Consider the following 20,229-nt stretch of genomic DNA (forward strand, 5'->3'; position numbering starts at 1 on the left):
GCCGGTCAGGTGGGGTCAGAGCGGGTCGACCGAGTCCGCCTGCATGCCGCGGTCGCCCTGACTGGCGGAGTACTCGACCCGCTGGCCCTCGTCGAGGCTGCGGTAGCCGCCCCGGTCGGCGATCGCGGAGAAGTGCACGAACACGTCGTCGCCGCCGTCGTCGGGCTCGATGAACCCGAAGCCCTTCTCGGCGTTGAAGAACCGCACGGTGCCCTGCCCACCGGTACCGCCACCGCCGGAGCGGGGAGCGCGGGGTGCCCGGTCGTCGCGGCGGGGCCGCTCGTCCCGGCGCGGCCGCTCGTCGCGGCGGTCGTTGCGGGCCGGGGCCCGGCCGCCGCCGTCGAGGGGCTGGACGTGGTCGGCCTGCATGCCGCGCTGGCCGGGGCTGGCGGAGTACTCGACCCGCTGGCCCTCGTCGAGGCTGCGGTAGCCGCCGTCGTCGGCGATCGCGGAGAAGTGCACGAAGACGTCGTCGCCGCCCTCGTCGGGCTCGATGAACCCGAAGCCCTTCTCGGCGTTGAAGAACCGCACGGTGCCCTGCGAGCCACCGCCCCCGCGGGGCGCACGGGGGGCCCGGTCGTCGCGGCGGTCGTTGCGGGCCGGGGCCCGGCCGCCACCGAGGGGCTGGACCGAGTCGGCCTGCAGGCCCTTCTGGCCGGGGCTGGCGGTGTAGGCGACCCGCTGGCCCTCGTCGAGGCTGCGGTAGCCGCCGTCGTCGACGATCGCGGAGAAGTGCACGAAGACGTCGTCGCCGCCCTCGTCGGGCTCGATGAACCCGAAGCCCTTCTCGGCGTTGAAGAACCGGACGGTGCCCTCGGACTCGCCGCCGCCGCCGCGGGGGGCGCGGACCTGGCGGTAGTCGTCACGGGAACCGCGCTCGGCCCGGGCGGGCGCGCGGCCGGCGCCGCCGCCCAGCGGCCGGATGGAGTCCGCCTGCATGCCGCGGTCGCCCGGGCTCGCCTCGAACTCGACCCGCTGTCCCTCGTCCAGACTGCGGAACCCGCCGTCGTCGGCGATCGCGGAGAAGTGCGCGAACACGTCCTGCCCGCCGTCGTCGGGCTCGATGAACCCGAACCCCTTCTCGGCGTTGAACCACTTGACCGTGCCCTGCGGCATCCTGCGACTCCTGCACATCTCGACAACTGCTCGGTACCTGCGGGTACCAGGGTCCCCCAGGGTGCCCCGCCGGGGCCAGCCGCCCCGGCGATTCCTCAGCCGCGGCGGTCGGCGAGGAAGCGGAAACGCTCCCGCGTGGCGGTCACCTCGGCGGCGTCGACGTCGGCGAGCACGATCGTCTCGATCCCCGAGGCGGTGGCCAGCAGCTCGCCCGTGGGGCTCACGATGCGGCTGTCCCCGGCGTGGTGGGTGCCGTCGGCAGCGTCCCCGACCCGGTTGCAGCCGACGACGTAGGCCTGGTTCTCGATCGCCCGGGCCGACAGCAGCGTCGTCCAGTGCTGCCGCCGGGCGCGCGGCCAGTTCGCCGGCACCAGGAAGACGTCGGTCGTGGGGCCCGCGTCCCAGAAGACGTTGGCGAAGCGCAGGTCGTAGCAGATGAACGGGGTGACCCGCAGGCCGCCGACCTCAACGGTGACCGGCCCGGTGCCGGCCTGGAACCGGGTGCGCTCCTCGGCGAAGGGGTGCAGCTTGCGGTAGCGGTGCGTGCTGCCGTCGGGGCCGGCGAGCACGAACACGTTGTGCGGCAGCTCCTCGCCGGCACCGACCTCCGGGCAGGTGCCCGCGACCCACACACCGTGCTCGGCGGCCTGGCCGGCGAGGAACTGCGCCGAGGGACCGCCCTCGGGCTCCCCGATGCCCGGGGTCATCGAGAAGCCGGTGGAGAAGGTCTCGGTGAGCAGCACCAGCTCCGCACCGGCGCCCACCGCACGGGTGACCTGCGGGGCCAGCCGGGCGAAGTTCGCGTCCCGGTCCTCCCAGACGATGTCGTGCTGGACCGCGGCGATCCTCACTGCATCCCCCCCAACCGCCTCGCGGCGTCCTCGAGCACCTCGTCGCGCTTGCAGAAGGCGAACCGCACCAGGTGCCGGCCCAGGTGCGCGTCCGCCGCCGCGTAGAAGACCACGGACGGGACGGCGACCACCCCGGCGCGGGCCGGCAGCGCGCGGCAGAACGCGATGCCGTCGCCGTCGGGCTGCAGCGGCCGGACGTCGACGGTGGCGAAGTACGTCGCCTGCGGGCTGACCACCGGCAGGCCCGCGGCGGCCAGCCCCGCGGCCAGCAGGTCGCGGCGGCGCTGCAGCTGGGCGGCGACCCCGGTGAAGTACGCGTCGGGCAGCCGCAGCCCGGCGGCGACCGCCGGCTGGAACGGCCCGCCGTTGACGAAGGTGAGGAACTGCTTGGCGGTGCGGACGGCGGCCACCAGCGGCGCCGGCCCGCACACCCAGCCGATCTTCCAGCCGGTCGTGTGGAAGGTCTTGCCGCCGCTGCCGACCACCAGCGTGCGCCCGGCCATCCCCGGCAGCGTGGCGATCGAGGTGTGCGCGGCGCCGGTGAAGACCAGGTGCTCGTAGACCTCGTCGGTGAGCACCAGCAGGTCGGCGGCGGTGGCGACCTCGGCCAGCAGCGCCAGCTCCCCGGCGGTGAAGACCTTGCCGGTGGGGTTGTGCGGGGTGTTGAGCAGCAGCATGCGGGTGCGCGGGGTCACCGCGGCCCGCAGCTCGGCCTCGTCGAAGGTCCAGGCGTCGGTGCTGACGCTGCCCGGCTCGACCACGGGCGGGCGCAGCGGCACCGGGCGCAGCACACCCCCGGCCATGGCGACCGCGGCGGCGTAGCTGTCGTACATCGGCTCGAACAGCACGACCTCGTCGCCGGGTTCGAGCAGCGCCAGCAGCGCGGCGGTCAGCGCCTCGGTGGCGCCGGCGGTCACCAGCACCTCGCCGTCCGGGTCGTAGCTGAGCCCGCGGAAGCGGAGGTGGTGCTCGGCGATCGCCGTCCGCAACACGGGCAGGCCGGGCCCGGGCGGGTACTGGTCGTGCGCGGTGCCGATGGCGGCGCGGGCCACGTCGAGCACCTCGGGCGGGCCCGGCTCGTCGGGGAACCCCTGGCCGAGGTTGATCGAGCCGGTGGCCACGGCGAGCGCGCTCATCTCGGCGAAGACCGTCGTCCCGAAGCCCTGCAACCGGGAGGACAGGTGCGGCGTGCGGGTCACGCGCCCATCCTGCCGTCCGCGGAGGTCACTGTCGCGGAGCTCGTGCTCTGCTCACCGTGGTGAGCAGAGCACGAGCTCCGGGGCAGCCGGTCACCCCTCGGCGAGGGTGGCCGCCACCAGGGCGTTGGCGTGCCCGTGCCCCAGGCCGTGCTCGGTCTTGAGCCAGGTCACCAGCTCCCGGTGCTTCGTCAGCGGCGAGGCCCGGATCAGCTCCTGCCACGCGGCGACCGGGCGGCCGTACCTCTTCTCGATCGACGGGAAGTAGCTGGCCGGGCCCGTGGGTGCGTCGGTCATGCGCCGGGATGCTGCCAGGCGCGGGCCGCCGCGGGAACGGGTCGCCTGCCGCTGCGGGGCGGAGGGTCAGTGCAGGGCGGCGTCGGCGGGGCCGGTGGCCCAGCGCCGGAAGCGGACGACGAGCCCGGCGCGGGTGGGCGCGCAGCAGTACGGGCCGGCGGCCACCGGTGTCCCGGCCGGGAAGGCGGCCACGCGCACCAGCTGGAACGGCTCGTCGTCGGCGCGGGCGCGGACGGTGACGGCGTCCCCGGAGCGGCTGGCCCGCACCGTGACCCGGCGGCCGGCCCACTGCGGCACCGGGGCCACCGACCAGTCCGAGCGGCCGAGCGTCACCACCGCACCGACCGAGGGCGCGCCGTCGGCGAACTCGACGCCGGCCTTGACCCAGGTCTCGGCGTCGGCGCGCAGCACCAGCCCGGCCTGGTCGAACTGCTGGCCGTAGTCGAGGTCGAAGGTCACCTCGACCGCGCCGGGGTCGGCGAGCGGGGCGAGCAGGGCGTGGGCGGAGTCGTGCACGAAGCCGTAGCTGGTGTGCCGCCAGGCGTCGCTGCCCTCGACGGCGGTGACCAGCAGGTCGCCGTCCTCCTCGCGGACGTCGGCCGGGGTCGCCGTCCACGTCCCGGCGCTCCACGGCTGGACGGCGTCGTCGCTGGTGCCCGCACGGTCGCTCATGCCCGCACGCTAGAGGACGCCGGGGTGGCCCTAGCGTGAGCCCATGACCTCCCCGTACATCGCCCGTCCGGAGCTGCTCGACGCCGACCCGCTGGCCGCGACCGGCCGTCCCGTCGGCTGGGGCGTGGTGTCCACCGGCTCGATCGCCGCGAAGGTCACCGCGGACATCGCGCTGCTGGCCGACGCGACGCTGGCCGCGGTGAGCTCGCGGCACGCCGACAAGGCCGCCGCGTTCGCCGAGCAGTTCGGGTTCGCGGCCTCCTACGGTGACGACGACACCCGCTCGGGCCTGGACGCGCTGCTCGCCGACCCCGCCGTCGAGGTGGTCTACGTCGCCACCCCGCACGCCCAGCACGCCGCCGTGGTGCGCGCGGCGCTCACCGCCGGCAAGTCGGTGCTGGTCGAGAAGCCGATCACGGTCAACGCGCGCGAGGCCGCCGAGCTGGTCGAGCTGGCCCGCGAGCGCGGCGTCTTCCTGATGGAGGCCGTGTGGACCCGGTTCCTGCCGGCCTACCAGCGGGCGCTGCAGATCGCTGCGTCCGGCGAGCTGGGGCAGGTGCACTGGGTGAACGCCGAGGTGTCCTTCCCTGCCCCGGCCGACCCGACCGCGCGCATCTGGGCGCCGGCCGACGGCGGCGGTGCGCTGCTCGACCTCGCCGTCTACCCGCTGCTGTGGGCGTGGGGCACGATCGGCCTGCCGGCCTCGGTCACCGCCGTCGGGACGCTGAACGGCGAGGGCGTGGACGCGCAGAACGCGCTGTCGCTCTCGTACGACTCCGGCGCGCAGGCGCAGCTGACCACCTCGCTGCTGGCCCGCTCGCCGCACACCGCGCTGGTCTGCGGCAGTGCGGGCTGGCTGCGCGCCGAGGGCGCGGACTCGGTCTACCGGCCCGGCCGCCTGGAGGTGCAGGTCGGCGACGCCCCGGTGCGGGTGGAGGAGTTCGAGCTCATCGGGTCCGGCTACGTGCACGAGCTGCGCGAGGTCACCCGCTGCGTGCAGCAGGGGCTGACCGAGAGCCCGGTCATGCCGCTGGAGGACTCGCTGGCCCTCATGCGCTTCCTGGACGGCGTCCGCGCCCAGCTCGGCGTCGTCTACCCGAACGACTGAGCTCGTGGAGTCCCAGCGCTCCGGGAACCGTCGCGCTGGGACTCCCTGCGGCACCGCTACGGTGTGTCGGTGATCACCGTCTGCGGCGAGCTCGTGATCGACCTGATCCCCTCCGGGGCACCCGAGCCCGGGCAGGCGCCGCAGTACACGGCCTTCCCCGGCGGCAACGCGCTCAACGTCGCGGTCGCCGCGGCCCGGTTGGGCGCGGTCAGCCACCTGATGGCCCGGGTGGGTCCAGGCCCGTTCGGCGCGCTGCTGCGCGGGCACGCGAGCCGCAACGGCGTCGGCACCGACGCGATGCTGCCCGCGCCCGAGCCGGTGAGCCTGGCCGTGGTCGAGCTGACCGAGAACGGCTCGGCCGAGTACTCCTTCCACACCGTCGGCGCCGCCGACTGGCAGTGGACCGCCGACGAGCTGACGCGAGCCTGGCCCGCCGACACCCGCATCGTGCACATCGGCTCGATCTCCAGCTGGACGCCGCCGGGCTCGGACGCCATCGCCGAGCTGGTGCGCCGGGTCCGGGACGACGGGACGGCGCTGGTGAGCTTCGACCCGAACATCCGCCCCGGCCTGATCGCCGACGCCGACGCCGTCCGGGCGCAGGTCGAACTGCTGCGGCGCACCGCGGACGTCGTGAAGGTCAGCGCCGAGGACCTGCAGTGGCTGGAGCCGGACGCCGACCTCGACGCCACCGCGCTCCGCTGGGCCGCCGAGGGGCCGTCGCTGGTGGTGGTCACCGACGGCGGCGACACCCTGCGCGCGGCCCGCCCCGACGGCACCCTGCTGCACCGGCAGCCGCCGTCGGTCACCGTGGTCGACACCGTGGGCGCCGGCGACAGCCTGGCCGCCGGGCTGTTCGCCGGGCTGGCCCGCACCGGGGTGCTCACCTCCGCCGCGCTGCGCGCGCTGCCCGAGGGCGAGCTCGCCGCCCTGCTGGACGACGCCGCGCTGGTCGCCGCTCTGGCCTGCACGAAGGCCGGCGCGAACCCGCCCACGCTGGCCGAGCTCGAGGCCGCCCGCAGCTGAGGGAGGGCCCCGTCGCCACCCGGCCTCCGCTGCGCACGAGCCGGGACCCGGCAACCGGGCCGGACCGCTCCCCGGCCGGGCACCCGCCGTCCGGGAGACTGGGCCGGTGAGCGCCGAGACCATGTTGTTGCTGGTGCTGGGCGCCGTGGCGGTGATCGTCGCGGTCCGGGCGGTCGCCGACCGCACCGGGCTGCCGGCCGCCGCCCTGCTGACCGTCGTCGGGATCGTGTACGCCCTGCTGCCCGGGCCGAACGTCGCGCTCGACCCGCACCTGGTGCTGACCCTCGTGTTGCCGCCGCTGCTGTACAGCGCGGCGCTGGACTCCTCGCTGACCGCGATCCGCAGGAACCTGCGCACCGTGGTCAGCCTGTCGGTGCTGCTGGTGCTGGTGACCGCGCTGGTCATCGGCGCCGGGTTCGCGCTGTTCGTCACCGGGGCGACGCTGGCCGCGGGCATCGCGCTGGGCGCCGCGGTCGCCCCGCCGGACCCGGTCGCCGCGCTGTCGGTGGGCCGGAAGGTGGGGCTGCCGCCGCGGCTGATCACGCTCATCCAGGGCGAAGGGCTGCTCAACGACGCCACCGCGCTGACCATCCTGACCGTCGCGGTCACCGCCGCGCAGGGCGAGGGCTTCTCCACCCCGGCGGCGGTCGGTGAGTTCACGATCGCCGCGGTCGGTGGCGTGGCCGCCGGGCTGGTGGTGGCCTACGGCGTCCGGCCGCTGCGCCGGCTGCGGCGCGACCCGCTGACGTCCAACGCGATCTCGCTGGCCACGCCGTTCGTCGCCTACCTGCTGGGCGAGGCGGTGCACGTCTCCGGTGTGCTGGCGGTGGTCGTCGCCGGGCTGGTGATCGGGCACAACGCGCCGTACTGGACGTCGGGGGCCAGCCGGCTGCAGACCGACGCGGTCTGGCGGCTGGTCGACTTCCTGCTCGAGGGCATCGTCTTCCTGCTGATCGGGCAGCAGCTGCCGGAGGTCATCCGCGGGCTGGGCCAGTACGACACCTCCACCGTGGTGATCGCCGCCGCCATCACCGTCGGGTCCGTGCTCCTCATCCGGCCGCTGTGGTTGCTGCTCACCGAGTCGCTGCCGGCGTCGATGCACAGCCGGCTGGGCGGGGACACCGAGGGCAGCGGCAAGTTCGTCGGGCGCCTGTCGGGGCGGGAGATCGTCGTGCTGAGCTGGGCGGGCACCCGCGGCGTCATCAGCCTGGCGGCGATCTTCACGCTGCCGCTGGTCACCGACACCGGGGCGCCGTTCCCCGACCGCGACCTGCTGCTGTTCTGCGCGTTCCTCGCGGTGCTGGTGACCCTGGTCGGCCAGGGCGTCACCTTCGCCCCGCTGGTGCGGGCGCTGGGCTGCCGCGCCGACCAGGCCGACGAGGCCCGGCTGCGCAACGAGGCCCGGATCGCCGCGGTCGAGGCCGGGCTGGCCCGGCTGGACACCCTGCAGTCCGAGGAGCACGACGCCGTCGACGACCGCGCGATCGAGGCGATGCGGACGCAGCTGACCACCCGGCTGGACCGCTACCGCAAGCGGCTGGACCTGCTGAGCACCGCCGAGGGCGGGGAGATCCCGCTGTCGCCGGGCTACGAGGCCGCGCTGCGGCTGCGCCGCGCGGTGATCGAGGCCGAACGCCAGGAGCTGCTGCGCTGGCGGGACGGCGCCCGGCTGCCCGACGAGGGGCTGCGCATCCTCGAGCGCGAGCTCGACCACGAGGAGGGCCTGCTCCCCAAGCGCTGACCGTCCGGTCCCCGACCGCCGGGATGTGGCAGGGTCCGCGTATGAGCGGCCCCCAGCAGGACACGCACGGCGAGCCCTCCGCGCAGGACTCCGGCACGACGGCCGGGACGAACGACCTCGCCGTCCAGCTCGCGGAGGCAGCCCGCGACCTGCAGGGTCGCCGCGACCCCGAGCAGGTCATGGCGCGCATCGTGGCGACCGCGGTGGCCCTGGTGCCCGGCGCGGAGGACGCGACGATCACCATCGCCCGCGGGCGGCGGCACGTCCGCTCCGCCGCCGCGACCGGGGACCGACCGCGGGCCTTCGACGCGTTGCAGGACGAGCTGGGTCAAGGACCGTGCCTGGACGCCCTGTACGAGTCGCGCACCGTCCGGGTCGACGACCTGCCCACCGACGACCGCTGGCCCGCGCTGGGCGCTCGCGCACCGGAGATCGCCGTCCGCAGCCTGCTGTGCCTCCAGCTGTTCGTCGAGGGCGACGCGCTGGGTGCGCTCGACTGCGTCTCCGGTCAGCCGAGCGCCTTCACCGACGAGTCCGAGCAGGTCGGGCTGCTGCTGGCCAGCCACGCCTCGGTCGCGGTGGCCGACGCCCAGCAGTTGGGTCACCTCTCGGCCGCACTGGCCAGCCGGGACGTCATCGGCCAGGCCAAGGGCATCCTGATGGAGCGCTTCAGGATCACCGCCGACCAGGCGTTCAACGTGCTGGCCAAGGTCAGCCAGGACAGCAATCGCAAGCTCCACCAGGTCGCCGAGGAGCTGGCCGCCACCGGCACCCTCACGCGCTGACCGGCCCGGTCAGACGGGCAGGCCGGCCAGCCCGGCGGCCAGGCCGAGTGCGGCGCACACGCCCAGCGTGCGCAGCACCGACCAGCGCAGCCGGAACAGCAGCACGGCGGCGACCGCGGTGATCGCCAGCGCCACCCAGCGCGGGCTGCCCAGGTCGGGCAGTTCCAGGCTCAGCCCCCACCGGTCGACGGCCACGACCTCGCTGAACAGCGTGTGCACCGCGAAGTACAGCCCCAGGTTGGCGATCACCCCGACGACGGCGGCGGTGATGCCGGTCAGCGCCGCCGACAGCGAGCGGTTGCCGCGCAGCCGCTCCATGTACGGGGCCCCGAGCAGCACGAACAGGAAGCTGGGCACGAACGTCACCCAGGTGACCAGCAGCGAGGCGAGCACCGCGGCGACCCACGGGTCGAGGCTGCCGGGGTCGCGGTAGGCGCCCAGGAACGCCACGAACTGCACCACCATGATCAGCGGCCCGGGCGTGGTCTCGGCCAGCGCCAGGCCGCGCACCATCTCCCCCGGCGCCAGCCAGCCGTACACCCCGACCGCCTGCTGGGCGACGTAGGCCAGCACCGCGTAGGCGCCGCCGAAGGTGACCACCGCCGCGCCGGAGAAGAACAGCCCCTGCTCGGTGAGGACGCTGCCCGCGCCGGTCAGCAGCGCCACCGCCGCGATCGGCACGCCCCAGGCGACCAGACCGACGACCAGCACCCGCAGCGTGCGGCGGCCGGAAGGCTGCTCGGTGTGCAGCTCGTCGTCGCCGATCAGCGGCGCCGGGCCGTCGTCGGCGTCCTTCGCCGGCCTGTCGGGCACCGCCGCGGGACGCCACCGGTGGAGCGCCCAGCCGGCGACGCCGGCCAGCGCGACGACCACCGGGAACGGGACGCCGAACAGCGCGAGCGCGGCGAACGCGGCGACCGCGATGCCCAGCAGCACCCGGCTGGTGAGCGCCCGCCTGCCGACCCGGACGACCGCCTGCACCACGATCGCGACCACCGCGGGCGCGAGCCCGGCGAACAGGGCGGTGACCGCGGTGGTGTCGCCCCAGGCCACATAGACCGCCGACAGCGCCAGCAGCGCCACCACGCCGGGCAGGACGAACAGCCCGCCGGCCACCAGCCCGCCGCGGGTGCCGTGCATGAGCCAGCCGACGTAGGTGGCCAGCTGCTGGGCCTCGGGGCCGGGCAGCAGCATCGAGTAGTTCATCGCGTGCAGGAACCGGCGCTGGCCGATCCAGCGCTTCTCCTCCACCAGCGTCCGCTGCATGACCGCGATCTGGCCGGCCGGGCCGCCGAAGGTCTGCAGCGAGATCAGGAACCAGGCGCGCACGGCGGTGCCGAAGGGCACCCCGGTGCGGTCGGCGGCGTCTCCCGGCGACCGGGGCGGCGTCGTCACCGCCGCAGCCTCTCAGACCGCCGCGGCGTGGGTGCCGAACGTGCGCGCGTGGTAGGTCAGCGGCGCCAGGTCCTCCCGCGCCGCGGCCCGCACCTCGCCGAGCACGATCACGTGGTCGCCTCCGGCGACGAGCTGGCTCACCGTGCAGGCCAGCCAGCCCGGGCTGCCGGTCAGCCGCGGGGCGCCGTCCTCGGCCACCCAGTCGACGCCGGCGAAGTCGTCGTCGCCCTTCCGGGCGAACCGCAGCGCCAGCGACGCCTGGTCGCTGCCGAGCACGTTGACCCCGAAGACGCCGTCCACGGCGAGGCGGGCCAGCAGCTCCGAGCCCCGGTCCAGCGACACCAGCACCATCGGCGGGGCCAGCGACAGCGAGGCGAACGCGCTCACCGTCGTCCCGTGCGGGCGCCCGTCGGTGAGCGTGGTGACCACCGAGACCGGGGTCGCCACCCCGGCCATGACCGCGCGGAACTCCTCGGCCAGCGGCGCGGTCACGCCGTGCCGCCGAGCGGTGCGAGGCCGAGGTGGTCGCGCAGCGTCGTCCCGGTGTACTCGGTGCGGTGCACGCCGCGCTCCTGCAGCAGCGGGACCACGGTGTCGACGAAGACGTCGAGGCCGCCGGGGGTGATGTGCGGGACGAGGATGAACCCGTCGCTGGCGTCGGACTGCACGAGGTCGTCGATCTGGTCGGCGACGCTGGTGGGGCTGCCGATGAAGTTCTGCCGGCTGCTCACCTCGATCATCAGCTCGCGGATCGACAGGCCCTTGGCCTCGGCGCGCTCCCGCCAGTCGCGGGCGACGGCGAGCGGGTCCTTGTTCATCCGCACGCTGGCCCGGCCCTTCGCGACGGTGTTCTCCCCGACCAGCGGGTCGACCTCGGGCAGCGGGCCGTCGGGGTCGTAGCCGGACAGGTCCCGGTTCCAGACCTCCTCGAGCTTGCGCAGCGCGGTCTGGCCGGACACCTGCTGGCGGCGGACCTCGGCGGCGAGCTCGGCGGCCTCGGCGTCGGTGTCGGCGATGACGAAGGTCGCCGCGGGGAGGATCAGCAGCTCCTCCCGGGCCCGGCCGTACTTCTCCAGCCGGCCCTTGACGTCGGCGTAGAAGGCCTGGCCGGCCTCCTTGGTGCCGTGCCGGCTGAAGATGGCGTCCGCGGCGGAGGCGGCGAACTCGCGGCCCTCGTCGGAGTCACCGGCCTGGAAGACCACCGGGCGGCCCTGCGGGCTGCGCGGGACGTCGAACTGCCCGGCGATGTCGAAGTGCGCGTCGGCGTGGGCGAACCGGCCGGGGGTGGGCGTGCTCAGGAACGCGCCGGTCTCCTTGTCGGCCACGATCTCGTCGCCGCGCCAGGAGTCGAGCAGCTCCATCGCGGTGGCCAGGAAGGTGCGGGCCCGCTCGTAGCGCTGGTCCTGCGGGAGGAAGCCGCCGCGGCGGAAGTTCTCGCCGGTGAAGGCGTCCCACGAGGTGACGACGTTCCACGCCGCCCGCCCGCCGGAGAGGTGGTCGAGGGTGGCGAACTCCCGGGCCACCTCGTAGGGCTCGTTGAACGTGGAGTTGATCGTCCCGGCCAGCCCCAGGTGCTCGGTGACCGCGGCGAGGGCGGCGAGCACGGTGAAGGTGTCGGGCCGGCCGACGACGTCCAGGTCGTAGATCGCGCCGTTCTGCTCGCGCAGCCGCAGCCCCTCGGCCAGGAACAGGAAGTCGAACCTCCCGCGCTCGGCGGCGGCGGCGAACCGGCGGAACGAGTCGAACTCGATGTGGCTGCCGGCCGCGGGGTCGCTCCACACGGTGGTGTTGTTGACGCCGGGGAAGTGCGCGGCGAGGTGCACCTGCTTGGTCATGGTCGCCTCCTCAGACGCTGGCGTAGCGGTTGGCGGGGCGCGGCAGCCCGAGCAGGCCGCGCAGGGTGGACGCCTCGTAGGCGGTGCGGAACAGCCCGCGGCGCTGCAGCTCGGGCACCAGCCCGGTCGTCACCTGGCGCAGGTCGTGCGGGAGGGTCGCCGGGCGCAGCCGCAGCCCGGACAGCCCGGCCTGGGTCCAGTCGGCGACCAGGTCGGCCAGCTGCGACGGCGTCCCGACGAAGACGGCGGCGTCGCTGGTGAACGTCTCGCCGGCCCGCTCGTCGAGGCGGTCCTTGCGCGCGCGGGCGGTGGCCTCGTCCTCGTCGAGGAAGACGACGAGGTCGCCGAGCACGTGCACGGTCTCCTCCGCCCGGCCGGCCGCGGTCTGGGCGGCACGGACCTCACCGAGGATGCGGCCCGCGTCGGCGGCGTCGGTCGGGGTCACGAAGCCCAGGTCGGCGCTGCGGCCGACCAGCTCGAACGGCACGGCCTGGTGCGCGAGCGCGGCCACGACCGGCTGCCCCTGCGGCGGGCGCGGGGTGATCGAGGGGCCGCGGACGGAGAAGTGCCGGCCCGTGAAGTCGACGTAGTGCAGCTTGCCCACGTCGACGAACCGGCCGGTGGCGACGTCGCGGACCTCGGCGCCGTCCTCCCAGCTGTCCCAGAGCCGGCGGACGACCTCGACCCAGTCGGCGGCCTCGTCGAACAGCTCGCGCAGGCCGGCCTGGGCGACCGGGTCCGCGGGGTCGAGGTCGCGGAGGTCGGGCAGCTGCCGGCGGCCGATGTGCGCGGCCTCGGCCGGGAGCGCCCCGACCCGGACCCGCACGCCGGCGCGGCCGCTGCTGACGAAGTCCAGGGTCGCGATCGCCTTGGACAGGTGGAAGGGCTCGGTGTGGGTGACGACGGCGGTCGGCACCAGCCCGATCGAGCGGGTCAGCGGCGCGACCCGGGCGGCGACCTGGACGGCGTCGAGCCGGCCGCGCACCTGGTCGGTGCGCTGGTCGGGCGCCCAGCGGTCGGCTGACTGCAGCGCGAACGCGTCCTCGAAGGTGACCAGGTCCAGCAGGCCGCGTTCGGCCTCGGTGACCAGGTCGACCCAGTAGCCGGGGGTGAGCAGTTCGGTGGGGCGGGCGTCGGGCTCACGCCAGGCGGCGGGGTGCCAGCCGGCGCCGTCGAGGGCGACGGCCAGGTGCAGGGGTGTGGTCATCGGGTGCTCCAGGACCTCAGGCGGCGGCGGGGACGGCGGCGGGGACGAGCGCGCGCCACAGCCGGCGGGCCAGCGCGTCGTTCTGCCGGAAGAAGGGGGCGTTGGTGCGGGGGCGGGCGAAGGCGGCGACCTGCGCGCCCGAGGTCCAGAAACCGAGGGCGAACAGCCGGTCGGAGGCCTGTCCGGTGGCGTCGACGACCCGCTGGGCGGCGTCGACGTGCAGCCGGCCGGTGCTGCGGGCACCGCCGGGTGCGCTCGGGTCGGCGAGCACCTTCTCCGCGGCCACGCCCCGGGTCAGCAGGGTGGTGACCAGCGCGTCGGGGGTGGCGGCGACCGAGGGTGCGGGGACCCGGGCCTCGACCATCGCCCGGGCCTCGACGGCGTCCTCGACGCTGGCCGACCGGGCGCGGAACACCCCGGCGGCGGCGTCGAGCTCGAACTGCGCGTCCGCGCCGAGGAAGCGCAGGACACCGGCCTCCGACAGCGCGAGCAGCTCGGCCAGCCGGGGCGCGGGCGGGCCGCTGGCCAGGTAGCTGAACAGGTTCATCCACCAGCCGGCGACGTCCTCGGCCTCCGAGCGGGGCGTGAGCCGCCCGGCCCCGACCAGCCCGGCGATGGTGCCGTGGCAGTACAGCAGCGCGGTGAAGACGGCGGCGTCGGAGCTGTACGCGGGGTCGGCCGAGCGCGCCAGGTCCGCGCGCACCAGGTCGCGGACCGCCTCCTGCAGCTCCTCGGCGTCGGCGAACCGGGCGCCGGCCAGCGGGCGGTCGCGGGCCGCGAGGTCGAAACGGTCGACGGGGTCGGGGACGGCGGCCTGCACCAGCGCCGCGACGGCGACCGGGTCGTCGGTGGCGGCGTAGCGCTCGGCGAACTCCGGCCACGGCAACGTCGTGCGCTCGGGGTGGGCGTCGAACAGCTCGGTGTAGTGCGCCCAGCCCAGCTCGCGGGCGATGACCGGCGCGAGGTCGGCCCGCAGGTCGAGCGGGCGGTCGCCGAACCGCGCGTCCAGGGCCTCCGGCGTGAAGAAGCGCAGCGGCACCGGCGGGCCGGGCCAGACGTAGCCCAGCTTCGCCCGGTAGGGCACTCCGCGGCGGGAGCCCACGTGCAGCACCGGCTCCTGCCCGCTGGGCAGGTAGCGCAGCCGGTCGCCGTCGGAGGTGAACCGCCCGCCGCGGCCGCTGGTCAGCAGCACCATCAGGTCGGTGAAGGCCAGCCCGGCGCCGCGGACGAGCACCGGCTCGCCGGGCGCCAGCACCGACAGGTCCAGGTCGGCGGTGTAGCCGGTGGGGAGGTAGGTCGCGCCGGCGGCCGCGGCACGGCGGGCGGTCGCGGCCTCCTCGTCGGTGGCGTGCGCGTCCAGGTGGCCCTGGGCCAGGACCGCGAGGTCGGCGCCCACCTCGCGGCCGTCGGCCAGCACGACGGTCACGCCGTCGCCGGTCACCCGGACGTCGACGGCGGTGCCGGTGTGCAGGTGCACGTCGGCCCACGGGCGGGCGGACTCGACGACGTGGGCGAGCACCCAGCCCAGGTAGGCGTTGACCAGCGGCCGCGACGGGAAGTCGGTGGGCGCGAGCCGCCGGGCCTCGTCACCGATCGGGTCACCGACGGGCAGGCCGCGGCCGACGGACCCGACCCACCACTCCAGCGTCGCCCCCTCGCCCACCGGGCCCTCGACCGTGACCGAGGGGTCGGGCACGACGGTGACGTCGGCGACCAGGGAGTTGGCCCACAGCAGCGAGGGCTGGGCGGCCCGCCAGACCCGGCCGCCGCCCGGCGGGTGCGGGTCGACCAGGTGCACCTGCAGGCGGTCGGACCCCGACAGCTCGGGGGCGCTGGCGATCAGCCGCTCGAGCAGGCCGATCGCGGTGGGTCCGGCGCCGACGACGGCGACGGAGGGGCTGGACGTGCGGGAGTTCGGGGCGGAGGACATGCGGGCTCCGGGGAACGGAGGGTCAGGGACGCGTGGTCGGGACCGTCCGCAGACACTGCGCGCTCGCCGTGCGGAGGAGGTCGACGTGCCGGCGGCGGACCAGGGCGGTGCTGGGCACGTGCGTCTCCTCTCCTCGTCGTCTCGCCGGGTGAACGGCGCCCGCGCGGCGGGCTGTTCCCCGCGACGGTGTGTCGCTCGCCGCAATGTCTATCAAACCGATCGTGTTTGACGACTGGCGGGTCGTGCCCCTATGGTCCGCCCCAGGTCCTGAGCGCCAGCGACAAGCCCCGGCTCGCTGGCCGGCAACCCTCCCTGCGACGGGGTGCCCCGGGTGACGACCTGGCCGAGCGCGACCCGCGCCCCGGCAAGCAGTGGCCTCCCCTCTCCAGGGGACGAACGAGGAGCAGCACACCGTGGGACAGACCGGCCGCCGCGCCGCCTCCGCCGACAGCACCGCTGTCGAGCGGGTCTCCACCGACCTGGTCGGCCGCCTGGCCGTCGACCTGCTGCGCACCGACAGCGCGCTCTGTCGCTGACGCAGCCGCGTCCCCTCCCCACCGACCTCCCCGCCCCGCCCGCCGGCCCCCGGCGGTCGCTGAGCGCGCCCTCCCCGCCCAGGAGTCCCTGACGCATGTCCACGCCCCTGTCCTCCCCCGGCCTGCAGGTGGTCCGGGTCCACCCCGACTCCCCGCTGGCCGTGCCGCTGTTCGCCGACCTGGCCGCCGAGTACGACGCCCGCTACGGCGACCTGTTCGGCGGCGCGGCCGAGGAGCTGGCCCGCTACCCGAACGCTGCGTTCCAGCCGCCGTCCGGTGACTTCGTGCTGCTGCTCGACGACGGCGCCGCGGTCGCCGGCGGGGCGTTCATGCGGCACGCCGACCCCGGCACCGCCGAGGTCAAGCGGATGTGGACCGCGGCCACCCACCGCCGCCGGGGCCTGGCCCGCCAGGTGCTGGCCCTGCTGGAGCACCGGGCCGCCCGGGCGGGCTACCGCCGCATGTACCTGACCACCGGTCCGCGCCAGCCCGAGGCGCGCGACCTCTACCTCGCCACCGGGTGGACGCCGCTGTTCGACCCCGCCGTCCCCCGCCCCACCGACCTCGAGACGCTGCGCGGCCTGCCGGTCGCCGAGCGCCTGTACGCCTTCGACAAGCAGCTGGGAGACCTCGCATGACCACCCTCGACACCCGGCCGGCGTCCGCCGCACCACCGGCCGGCACGCCCTTCGACGAGCTCAGGGTGGTGCCGGCCCGGCACCCCGGCCGCTGGGTGGCCACCGCCGTCGTGGCCGTGCTGCTGGCGATGGTGGTCAACAGCCTGGTCACCAACCCCCGGTGGGAGTGGGGCGTCGTCGGCGCCTACCTAACCGAGGAGTCGATCGTCCGCGGCGTGCTGACCACCGTGCAGCTCACCGCGATCACCGCGGTGGTGGGCTTCGCGCTGGGCACGGTGCTGGCGCTCATGCGGCTGAGCCGCTCGCCCCTGCTGCAGGCGGTGAGCTGGGGCTACACCTGGGTGTTCCGCTCGGTGCCGCTGATCCTGCAGCTGCTGCTCTGGTACAACCTCGCCTACCTGTACCAGCACCTGGACCTCGGCATCCCGTTCGGCCCGTCGTTCGCCAGCGTCGAGACGCTCTCGCTGATCGACAAGTTCGGCGCCGCGGTGCTCGGACTGGGGCTGCACCAGGCCGCCTACTCGGCCGAGATCGTGCGGGCGGGCATCCTCTCGGTCGACCAGGGACAGCACGAGGCCGCCGCCAGCCTGGGCATCCCCCGGCGCCGGCAGACGACCCGGATCGTGCTGCCGCAGGCGATGCGCACCATCGTCCCGACCGCGGTCAACGAGGTCATCGGCCTGTTCAAGGGCACCTCGATCGTCTACGTGCTGGCCCTCGGCGAGCTCTTCTACACCGTCAGCGTCATCTACGGCCGCACGCAGCGGGTGCTGCCGATGCTGGTGGTCGCCGCGATCTGGTACGTCGTGCTCACCACCGTGGTCACCGTCGTCCAGTACCACGTGGAGCGGTACTACTCCCGCGGCGCGGTCCGCACGTTGCCACCCACCCCGCTGCAGCGGGTGCGCAGCGAGCTCGGCTCCGTGCTGTCCCGCTTCGGCGCCCCCCGCGGGGCCACCCGATGACCGCCGTCGAGGCCCGCCCGGGCCGGGTCGAGGTGCACGGGGTGCACAAGTCCTACGCCGGGGTGGAGGTGCTGCACGGCGTCGACCTGGTGGTCGAGCCGGGCACGGTGACCGTCGTCCTGGGCCCGTCGGGCTCGGGCAAGTCGACGCTGCTGCGCAGCATCAACCACCTGGAGAAGGTCGACCGCGGCTTCATCGCCCTGGACGGCGAACTGGTCGGTTACCGCCGGAAGGCCCACCGGGACGGCGACCGGCTGCACGAGCTGCCGGAGAAGGAGCTGCTGCGCCAGCGCACCCGGTTCGGCTTCGTGTTCCAGTCCTTCAACCTCTTCCCGCACCTGACGGCGCTGGAGAACGTGGTCGAGGCCCCGGTCGCAGCACAGGGCCGGCCGCGCGCCGAGGTCGAGGCGGAGGCCCGCGAGCTGCTGGCCCGGGTGGGGCTCGGCGACCGGGGCGGGGCCTACCCGCGGCAGCTGTCCGGTGGCCAGCAGCAGCGGGTGGCCATCGCCCGGGCGCTGGCCATGCGGCCCGCCGTCCTGCTGTTCGACGAGCCGACGTCGGCGCTGGACCCCGAGCTGGTCGGCGAGGTGCTCGAGGTGATCACCGACCTGGCCCGCACCGGCACCACGATGATCGTGGTCACCCACGAGATCGGCTTCGCCCGCGAGGTCGCCGACCAGGTCGTCTTCATGGACGGCGGCCGGGTGGTCGAGCAGGGCCCGCCCGAGCAGGTGCTCGACGCCCCGCAGCACGACCGCACGCGCGCCTTCCTCGCCCGCGTCCTCTGAACGACGGGCCCGGCGCCACCCGCGCCGGGGCCCTCCCCCACCCCCCCTCGGACGGCGCAGCGCGCGCCGCCCGGCGATGGTCCGCGCCCGCGGACCGACCTGAGGAGAGAAGAACGTGACCGCACGTAGCCGGCGAGCCCCGCTCGTCACCGTCCTGGCCGCTGTGTCCGCGCTGGCCCTGGGCGCGTGCACCAGCTCCAGCGCCATCGAGCAGGCCGCCGCCGTCCAGGAGGGCGTGACCACCGGCGCCCTTGTGGTGAACACGACCCGGGACCAGGACCGGGTGCACACCCAGCGCAACCAGGCCGCGATCGACCTCCTGCCCGACGGCGCCTTCCCCGACGGGAAGCTGCAGGTCTCGGTCACCCAGGGCGCCGTCCCGCTGGCCTTCTTCGCCGACGACAACGCCACCGTCATCGGCAACGAGACCGACATCGCCACCCTGGTCGCGGACGCACTGGGCCTGGAGCTGGAGCTCGTGGTCAACGACTGGTCGAACTGGCCGCTGGCCACCCAGTCCGGCGAGGTCGACGCCACCATCTCCAACGTCACGGTGACCGAGGAGCGCAAGGAGCTCTTCGACTTCTCCTCCTACCGCGTCGACCAGCTCGGCTGGCTGGTCCGGGCCGACAGCGGCCGCACCATCGCCGAGGCCGAGGACGTCGCCGGGCTGACGGTCGGGGTGTCCTCGGGCACCAACCAGGAGCAGATCCTGCTGGCCTGGGACGCCGCCAACACCGAGGCCGGCCTCGCGCCGGTGACGATCGACTACTACGAGTCCTACAACGACGCGGTGCTGGCCCTGCAGTCCGGCCGCCTCGACACCTATGTCGGGCCGAACGCCACCGCCGCCTACAGCGCGGCCACCAGCCCCCAGGACGTCGCCATCGCCGGCACGACCAACGGCGGCTGGCCGGACACCGCCGAGATCGCCGTCGCCACGAAGAAGGGCAACGGGCTGGCCGAGGCGTTCACCGCCGCGCTCAACGGCGCCATCGCCGACGGCAGCTACGCGCAGGTCCTCGACCGCTGGGGCCTGGGCGCCGAGGCCGTCACCGAGTCCCGCACCAACCCGCCGGGCCTGGGCTCGTGAAGACCCCGCCCGCCGTCCGACCCTCCACCACCACGAGAGGCACCGCCATGACCCGCACCCGTACCCGCCGCCGTCGTCGTCCCGCCCTGCCGGTGACCAGCGCCCTGCTGCTGTCCACCGTGACCCTGCTGTCGGCGTGCAGCAGCTCGGCCGACATCGAGGCCGCGCAGGCCGGCACCAGCGAGGCCGGCGCCGCGCAGGCGCTCGTCGTCGACACCAGCGCCCAGCAGTCCGGCCGCGTCGCCACCACCGCCGACCCCGACGCCCAGGCGCTGGTGCCCGATGCGATCGCCGCCGACGGCAAGCTCACCGTGGGCATCGTCGGCGCCGGCGACCCGCCGCTGGCCTTCCTCGCCGACGACAACAGCACCGTCGTGGGCAGCGAGGTCGACATCGCCTCACTCGTCGCCCAGTCGCTGGGCCTGGAGCTCGACGTCCGCAACGTCTCCTGGGAGCAGTGGCCGCTGTCGGTGCAGAGCGGGGACGTCGAGGCGGTGTTCAGCAACGTCGGGGTCAACGCCGCGCGGCTGGAGCTGTTCGACTTCGCCACCTACCGGCAGGGGATCATGGCGTTCACCGCGAAGCCGGACAGCACGCTGGCGATCGGCGAGGCGAAGGACGTCGCCGGCCTCACGCTGGCCGTGGGCTCCGGCACCAACCAGGAGCGGATCCTGCTGGACTGGAACAAGGCCAACGAGGCGGCGGGCCTGGAGCCGGCGACGCTGGACTACTACGCCAACGCCGCCGACGCGCTGCTGGCGATCTCCTCGGGACGGGTCGACGCCTACCTCGGGCCGAACCCCAACGCCGTCTACCAGGAGAGCAAGGGCACGGTGTCCGTCGTCGGCACGGTGAACGCCGGCTGGCCCAACACCACCTACGTCGCCGCCACCTCGCTGAAGGGCAACGGCTTGGTGGAGGCGTTCGAGGCCGGCCTGCAGCACGTGTTCGACGACGGCAGCTACGCCGCCACCCTGCAGCGGTGGGGCCTGTCCGACGAGGCCGTCGAGGCGCCGGAGGTCAACCCCTCGGTCGCCTCCTGACCCGCAC

General features: G+C 74.9%; 21 protein-coding genes, 3 pseudogenes and 1 riboswitch. Of the genes and pseudogenes, 10 read left to right on the forward strand and 14 right to left on the reverse strand.

The features are described from left to right. Nucleotides 1–15: 15 nt before the first annotated feature. The 8 genes and pseudogenes from ACGBYP_RS13120 to ACGBYP_RS13155 form a co-directional block, all read right to left on the reverse strand. On the reverse strand, nucleotides 16–207 hold the full coding sequence (locus ACGBYP_RS13120; protein WP_110554421.1) for a cold-shock protein: 192 nt from the start codon (nucleotides 205–207) through the stop codon (nucleotides 16–18). A 138-nt stretch (nucleotides 208–345) separates the two neighbouring features. Next, nucleotides 346–531, reverse strand: a pseudogene (locus tag ACGBYP_RS13125) (cold-shock protein); the annotation flags it as partial. A 93-nt stretch (nucleotides 532–624) separates the two neighbouring features. After that, nucleotides 625–813: pseudogene (locus tag ACGBYP_RS13130) on the reverse strand (cold-shock protein); the annotation flags it as partial. Between the two features lie 99 nt (nucleotides 814–912). Next, a pseudogene (locus tag ACGBYP_RS13135) lies at nucleotides 913–1,116 on the reverse strand (cold-shock protein); the annotation flags it as partial. 95 nt (nucleotides 1,117–1,211) lie between these two features. After that, the gene (locus tag ACGBYP_RS13140) at nucleotides 1,212–1,967 is read right to left on the reverse strand and encodes a nitrilase-related carbon-nitrogen hydrolase (protein ID WP_411584722.1); all 756 of its coding nucleotides are present in this window, start codon (nucleotides 1,965–1,967) and stop codon (nucleotides 1,212–1,214) included. After that, the gene (locus ACGBYP_RS13145) at nucleotides 1,964–3,166 is read right to left on the reverse strand and encodes a pyridoxal phosphate-dependent aminotransferase (protein WP_411584724.1); all 1,203 of its coding nucleotides are present in this window, start codon (nucleotides 3,164–3,166) and stop codon (nucleotides 1,964–1,966) included. The genes ACGBYP_RS13140 and ACGBYP_RS13145 overlap by 4 nt, the downstream gene beginning before the upstream one ends. Before the next feature lie 90 nt (nucleotides 3,167–3,256). After that, nucleotides 3,257–3,460, reverse strand: coding sequence for a DUF4287 domain-containing protein (locus tag ACGBYP_RS13150; protein WP_411584726.1), 204 nt, complete (start codon nucleotides 3,458–3,460; stop codon nucleotides 3,257–3,259). 66 nt (nucleotides 3,461–3,526) lie between these two features. Beyond that, nucleotides 3,527–4,132, reverse strand: coding sequence for a DUF1349 domain-containing protein (locus ACGBYP_RS13155; protein ID WP_411584727.1), 606 nt, complete (start codon nucleotides 4,130–4,132; stop codon nucleotides 3,527–3,529). Nucleotides 4,133–4,175: 43 nt separating this feature from the next. On the opposite strand from ACGBYP_RS13155, the gene ACGBYP_RS13160 reads away from it, so the two are divergent. The 4 genes from ACGBYP_RS13160 to ACGBYP_RS13175 all read left to right on the forward strand — a co-directional run bounded on the left by ACGBYP_RS13160 (nucleotide 4,176) and on the right by ACGBYP_RS13175 (nucleotide 8,792). Continuing rightward, a complete protein-coding gene (locus ACGBYP_RS13160; protein ID WP_411584729.1) occupies nucleotides 4,176–5,240 on the forward strand; it encodes a Gfo/Idh/MocA family protein in 1,065 nt (354 codons plus the stop codon). A 69-nt stretch (nucleotides 5,241–5,309) separates the two neighbouring features. Next, entirely contained in the window at nucleotides 5,310–6,266 is a 957-nt protein-coding gene (locus tag ACGBYP_RS13165) for a PfkB family carbohydrate kinase (protein ID WP_411584731.1), read from the forward strand. A 106-nt stretch (nucleotides 6,267–6,372) separates the two neighbouring features. Beyond that, nucleotides 6,373–8,007, forward strand: coding sequence for a Na+/H+ antiporter (locus ACGBYP_RS13170; protein WP_411584733.1), 1,635 nt, complete (start codon nucleotides 6,373–6,375; stop codon nucleotides 8,005–8,007). 41 nt (nucleotides 8,008–8,048) lie between these two features. Beyond that, the gene (locus ACGBYP_RS13175) at nucleotides 8,049–8,792 is read left to right on the forward strand and encodes a GAF and ANTAR domain-containing protein (RefSeq protein WP_411584734.1); all 744 of its coding nucleotides are present in this window, start codon (nucleotides 8,049–8,051) and stop codon (nucleotides 8,790–8,792) included. A gap of 9 nt (nucleotides 8,793–8,801) precedes the next feature. Here ACGBYP_RS13175 and chrA read toward each other — a convergent pair whose 3' ends face one another. The 6 genes from chrA to ACGBYP_RS13205 are packed head-to-tail and all read right to left on the reverse strand — an operon-like array spanning nucleotide 8,802 to nucleotide 15,277. Then, on the reverse strand, nucleotides 8,802–10,187 hold the full coding sequence (gene chrA, locus ACGBYP_RS13180) for a chromate efflux transporter (RefSeq protein ID WP_411584736.1): 1,386 nt from the start codon (nucleotides 10,185–10,187) through the stop codon (nucleotides 8,802–8,804). Nucleotides 10,188–10,199: 12 nt separating this feature from the next. Beyond that, nucleotides 10,200–10,679 (reverse strand): flavin reductase family protein, encoded by a 480-nt coding sequence (locus ACGBYP_RS13185; protein ID WP_411584738.1) that lies wholly within the window; start codon nucleotides 10,677–10,679, stop codon nucleotides 10,200–10,202. Further along, complete coding sequence (locus ACGBYP_RS13190; RefSeq protein WP_411584740.1) at nucleotides 10,676–12,022, reverse strand: NtaA/DmoA family FMN-dependent monooxygenase; 1,347 nt, start codon at nucleotides 12,020–12,022, stop codon at nucleotides 10,676–10,678. Before ACGBYP_RS13190 ends, ACGBYP_RS13185 begins: the two co-directional genes overlap by 4 nt. 10 nt (nucleotides 12,023–12,032) lie before the next feature. Beyond that, a complete protein-coding gene (locus tag ACGBYP_RS13195) occupies nucleotides 12,033–13,229 on the reverse strand; it encodes an LLM class flavin-dependent oxidoreductase (protein WP_411584741.1) in 1,197 nt (398 codons plus the stop codon). A gap of 16 nt (nucleotides 13,230–13,245) precedes the next feature. Beyond that, a complete protein-coding gene (locus tag ACGBYP_RS13200; RefSeq protein ID WP_411584742.1) occupies nucleotides 13,246–15,159 on the reverse strand; it encodes an FAD/NAD(P)-binding protein in 1,914 nt (637 codons plus the stop codon). Between the two features lie 22 nt (nucleotides 15,160–15,181). Beyond that, nucleotides 15,182–15,277, reverse strand: coding sequence for a putative leader peptide (locus tag ACGBYP_RS13205; protein WP_411584744.1), 96 nt, complete (start codon nucleotides 15,275–15,277; stop codon nucleotides 15,182–15,184). Between the two features lie 145 nt (nucleotides 15,278–15,422). Next, a riboswitch (SAM riboswitch) is annotated at nucleotides 15,423–15,536 on the forward strand. 36 nt (nucleotides 15,537–15,572) lie between these two features. Here ACGBYP_RS13205 and ACGBYP_RS13210 point away from each other — a divergent pair. The 6 genes from ACGBYP_RS13210 (at nucleotide 15,573) to ACGBYP_RS13235 (ending at nucleotide 20,222) form a co-directional block, all read left to right on the forward strand. Continuing rightward, nucleotides 15,573–15,695, forward strand: coding sequence for a hypothetical protein (locus ACGBYP_RS13210; RefSeq protein WP_411584746.1), 123 nt, complete (start codon nucleotides 15,573–15,575; stop codon nucleotides 15,693–15,695). 95 nt (nucleotides 15,696–15,790) lie between these two features. Next, nucleotides 15,791–16,333, forward strand: a complete 543-nt coding sequence (locus ACGBYP_RS13215) for a GNAT family N-acetyltransferase (RefSeq protein WP_411584748.1) — start codon at nucleotides 15,791–15,793, stop codon at nucleotides 16,331–16,333. Beyond that, nucleotides 16,330–17,298 (forward strand): amino acid ABC transporter permease, encoded by a 969-nt coding sequence (locus tag ACGBYP_RS13220; RefSeq protein WP_411584751.1) that lies wholly within the window; start codon nucleotides 16,330–16,332, stop codon nucleotides 17,296–17,298. The genes ACGBYP_RS13215 and ACGBYP_RS13220 overlap by 4 nt, the downstream gene beginning before the upstream one ends. Further along, entirely contained in the window at nucleotides 17,295–18,086 is a 792-nt protein-coding gene (locus ACGBYP_RS13225; RefSeq protein ID WP_411584752.1) for an amino acid ABC transporter ATP-binding protein, read from the forward strand. The genes ACGBYP_RS13220 and ACGBYP_RS13225 overlap by 4 nt, the downstream gene beginning before the upstream one ends. Nucleotides 18,087–18,201: 115 nt before the next feature. Continuing rightward, nucleotides 18,202–19,179, forward strand: a complete 978-nt coding sequence (locus tag ACGBYP_RS13230) for an ABC transporter substrate-binding protein (RefSeq protein ID WP_411584754.1) — start codon at nucleotides 18,202–18,204, stop codon at nucleotides 19,177–19,179. Between the two features lie 47 nt (nucleotides 19,180–19,226). Further along, a complete protein-coding gene (locus ACGBYP_RS13235) occupies nucleotides 19,227–20,222 on the forward strand; it encodes a transporter substrate-binding domain-containing protein (protein ID WP_411584757.1) in 996 nt (331 codons plus the stop codon). Nucleotides 20,223–20,229 lie beyond the last annotated feature (7 nt).

Origin of the sequence: Modestobacter sp. SSW1-42 (assembly GCF_046635825.1) — a bacterium.
Classification (GTDB): Bacteria; Actinomycetota; Actinomycetes; order Mycobacteriales; family Geodermatophilaceae; genus Modestobacter.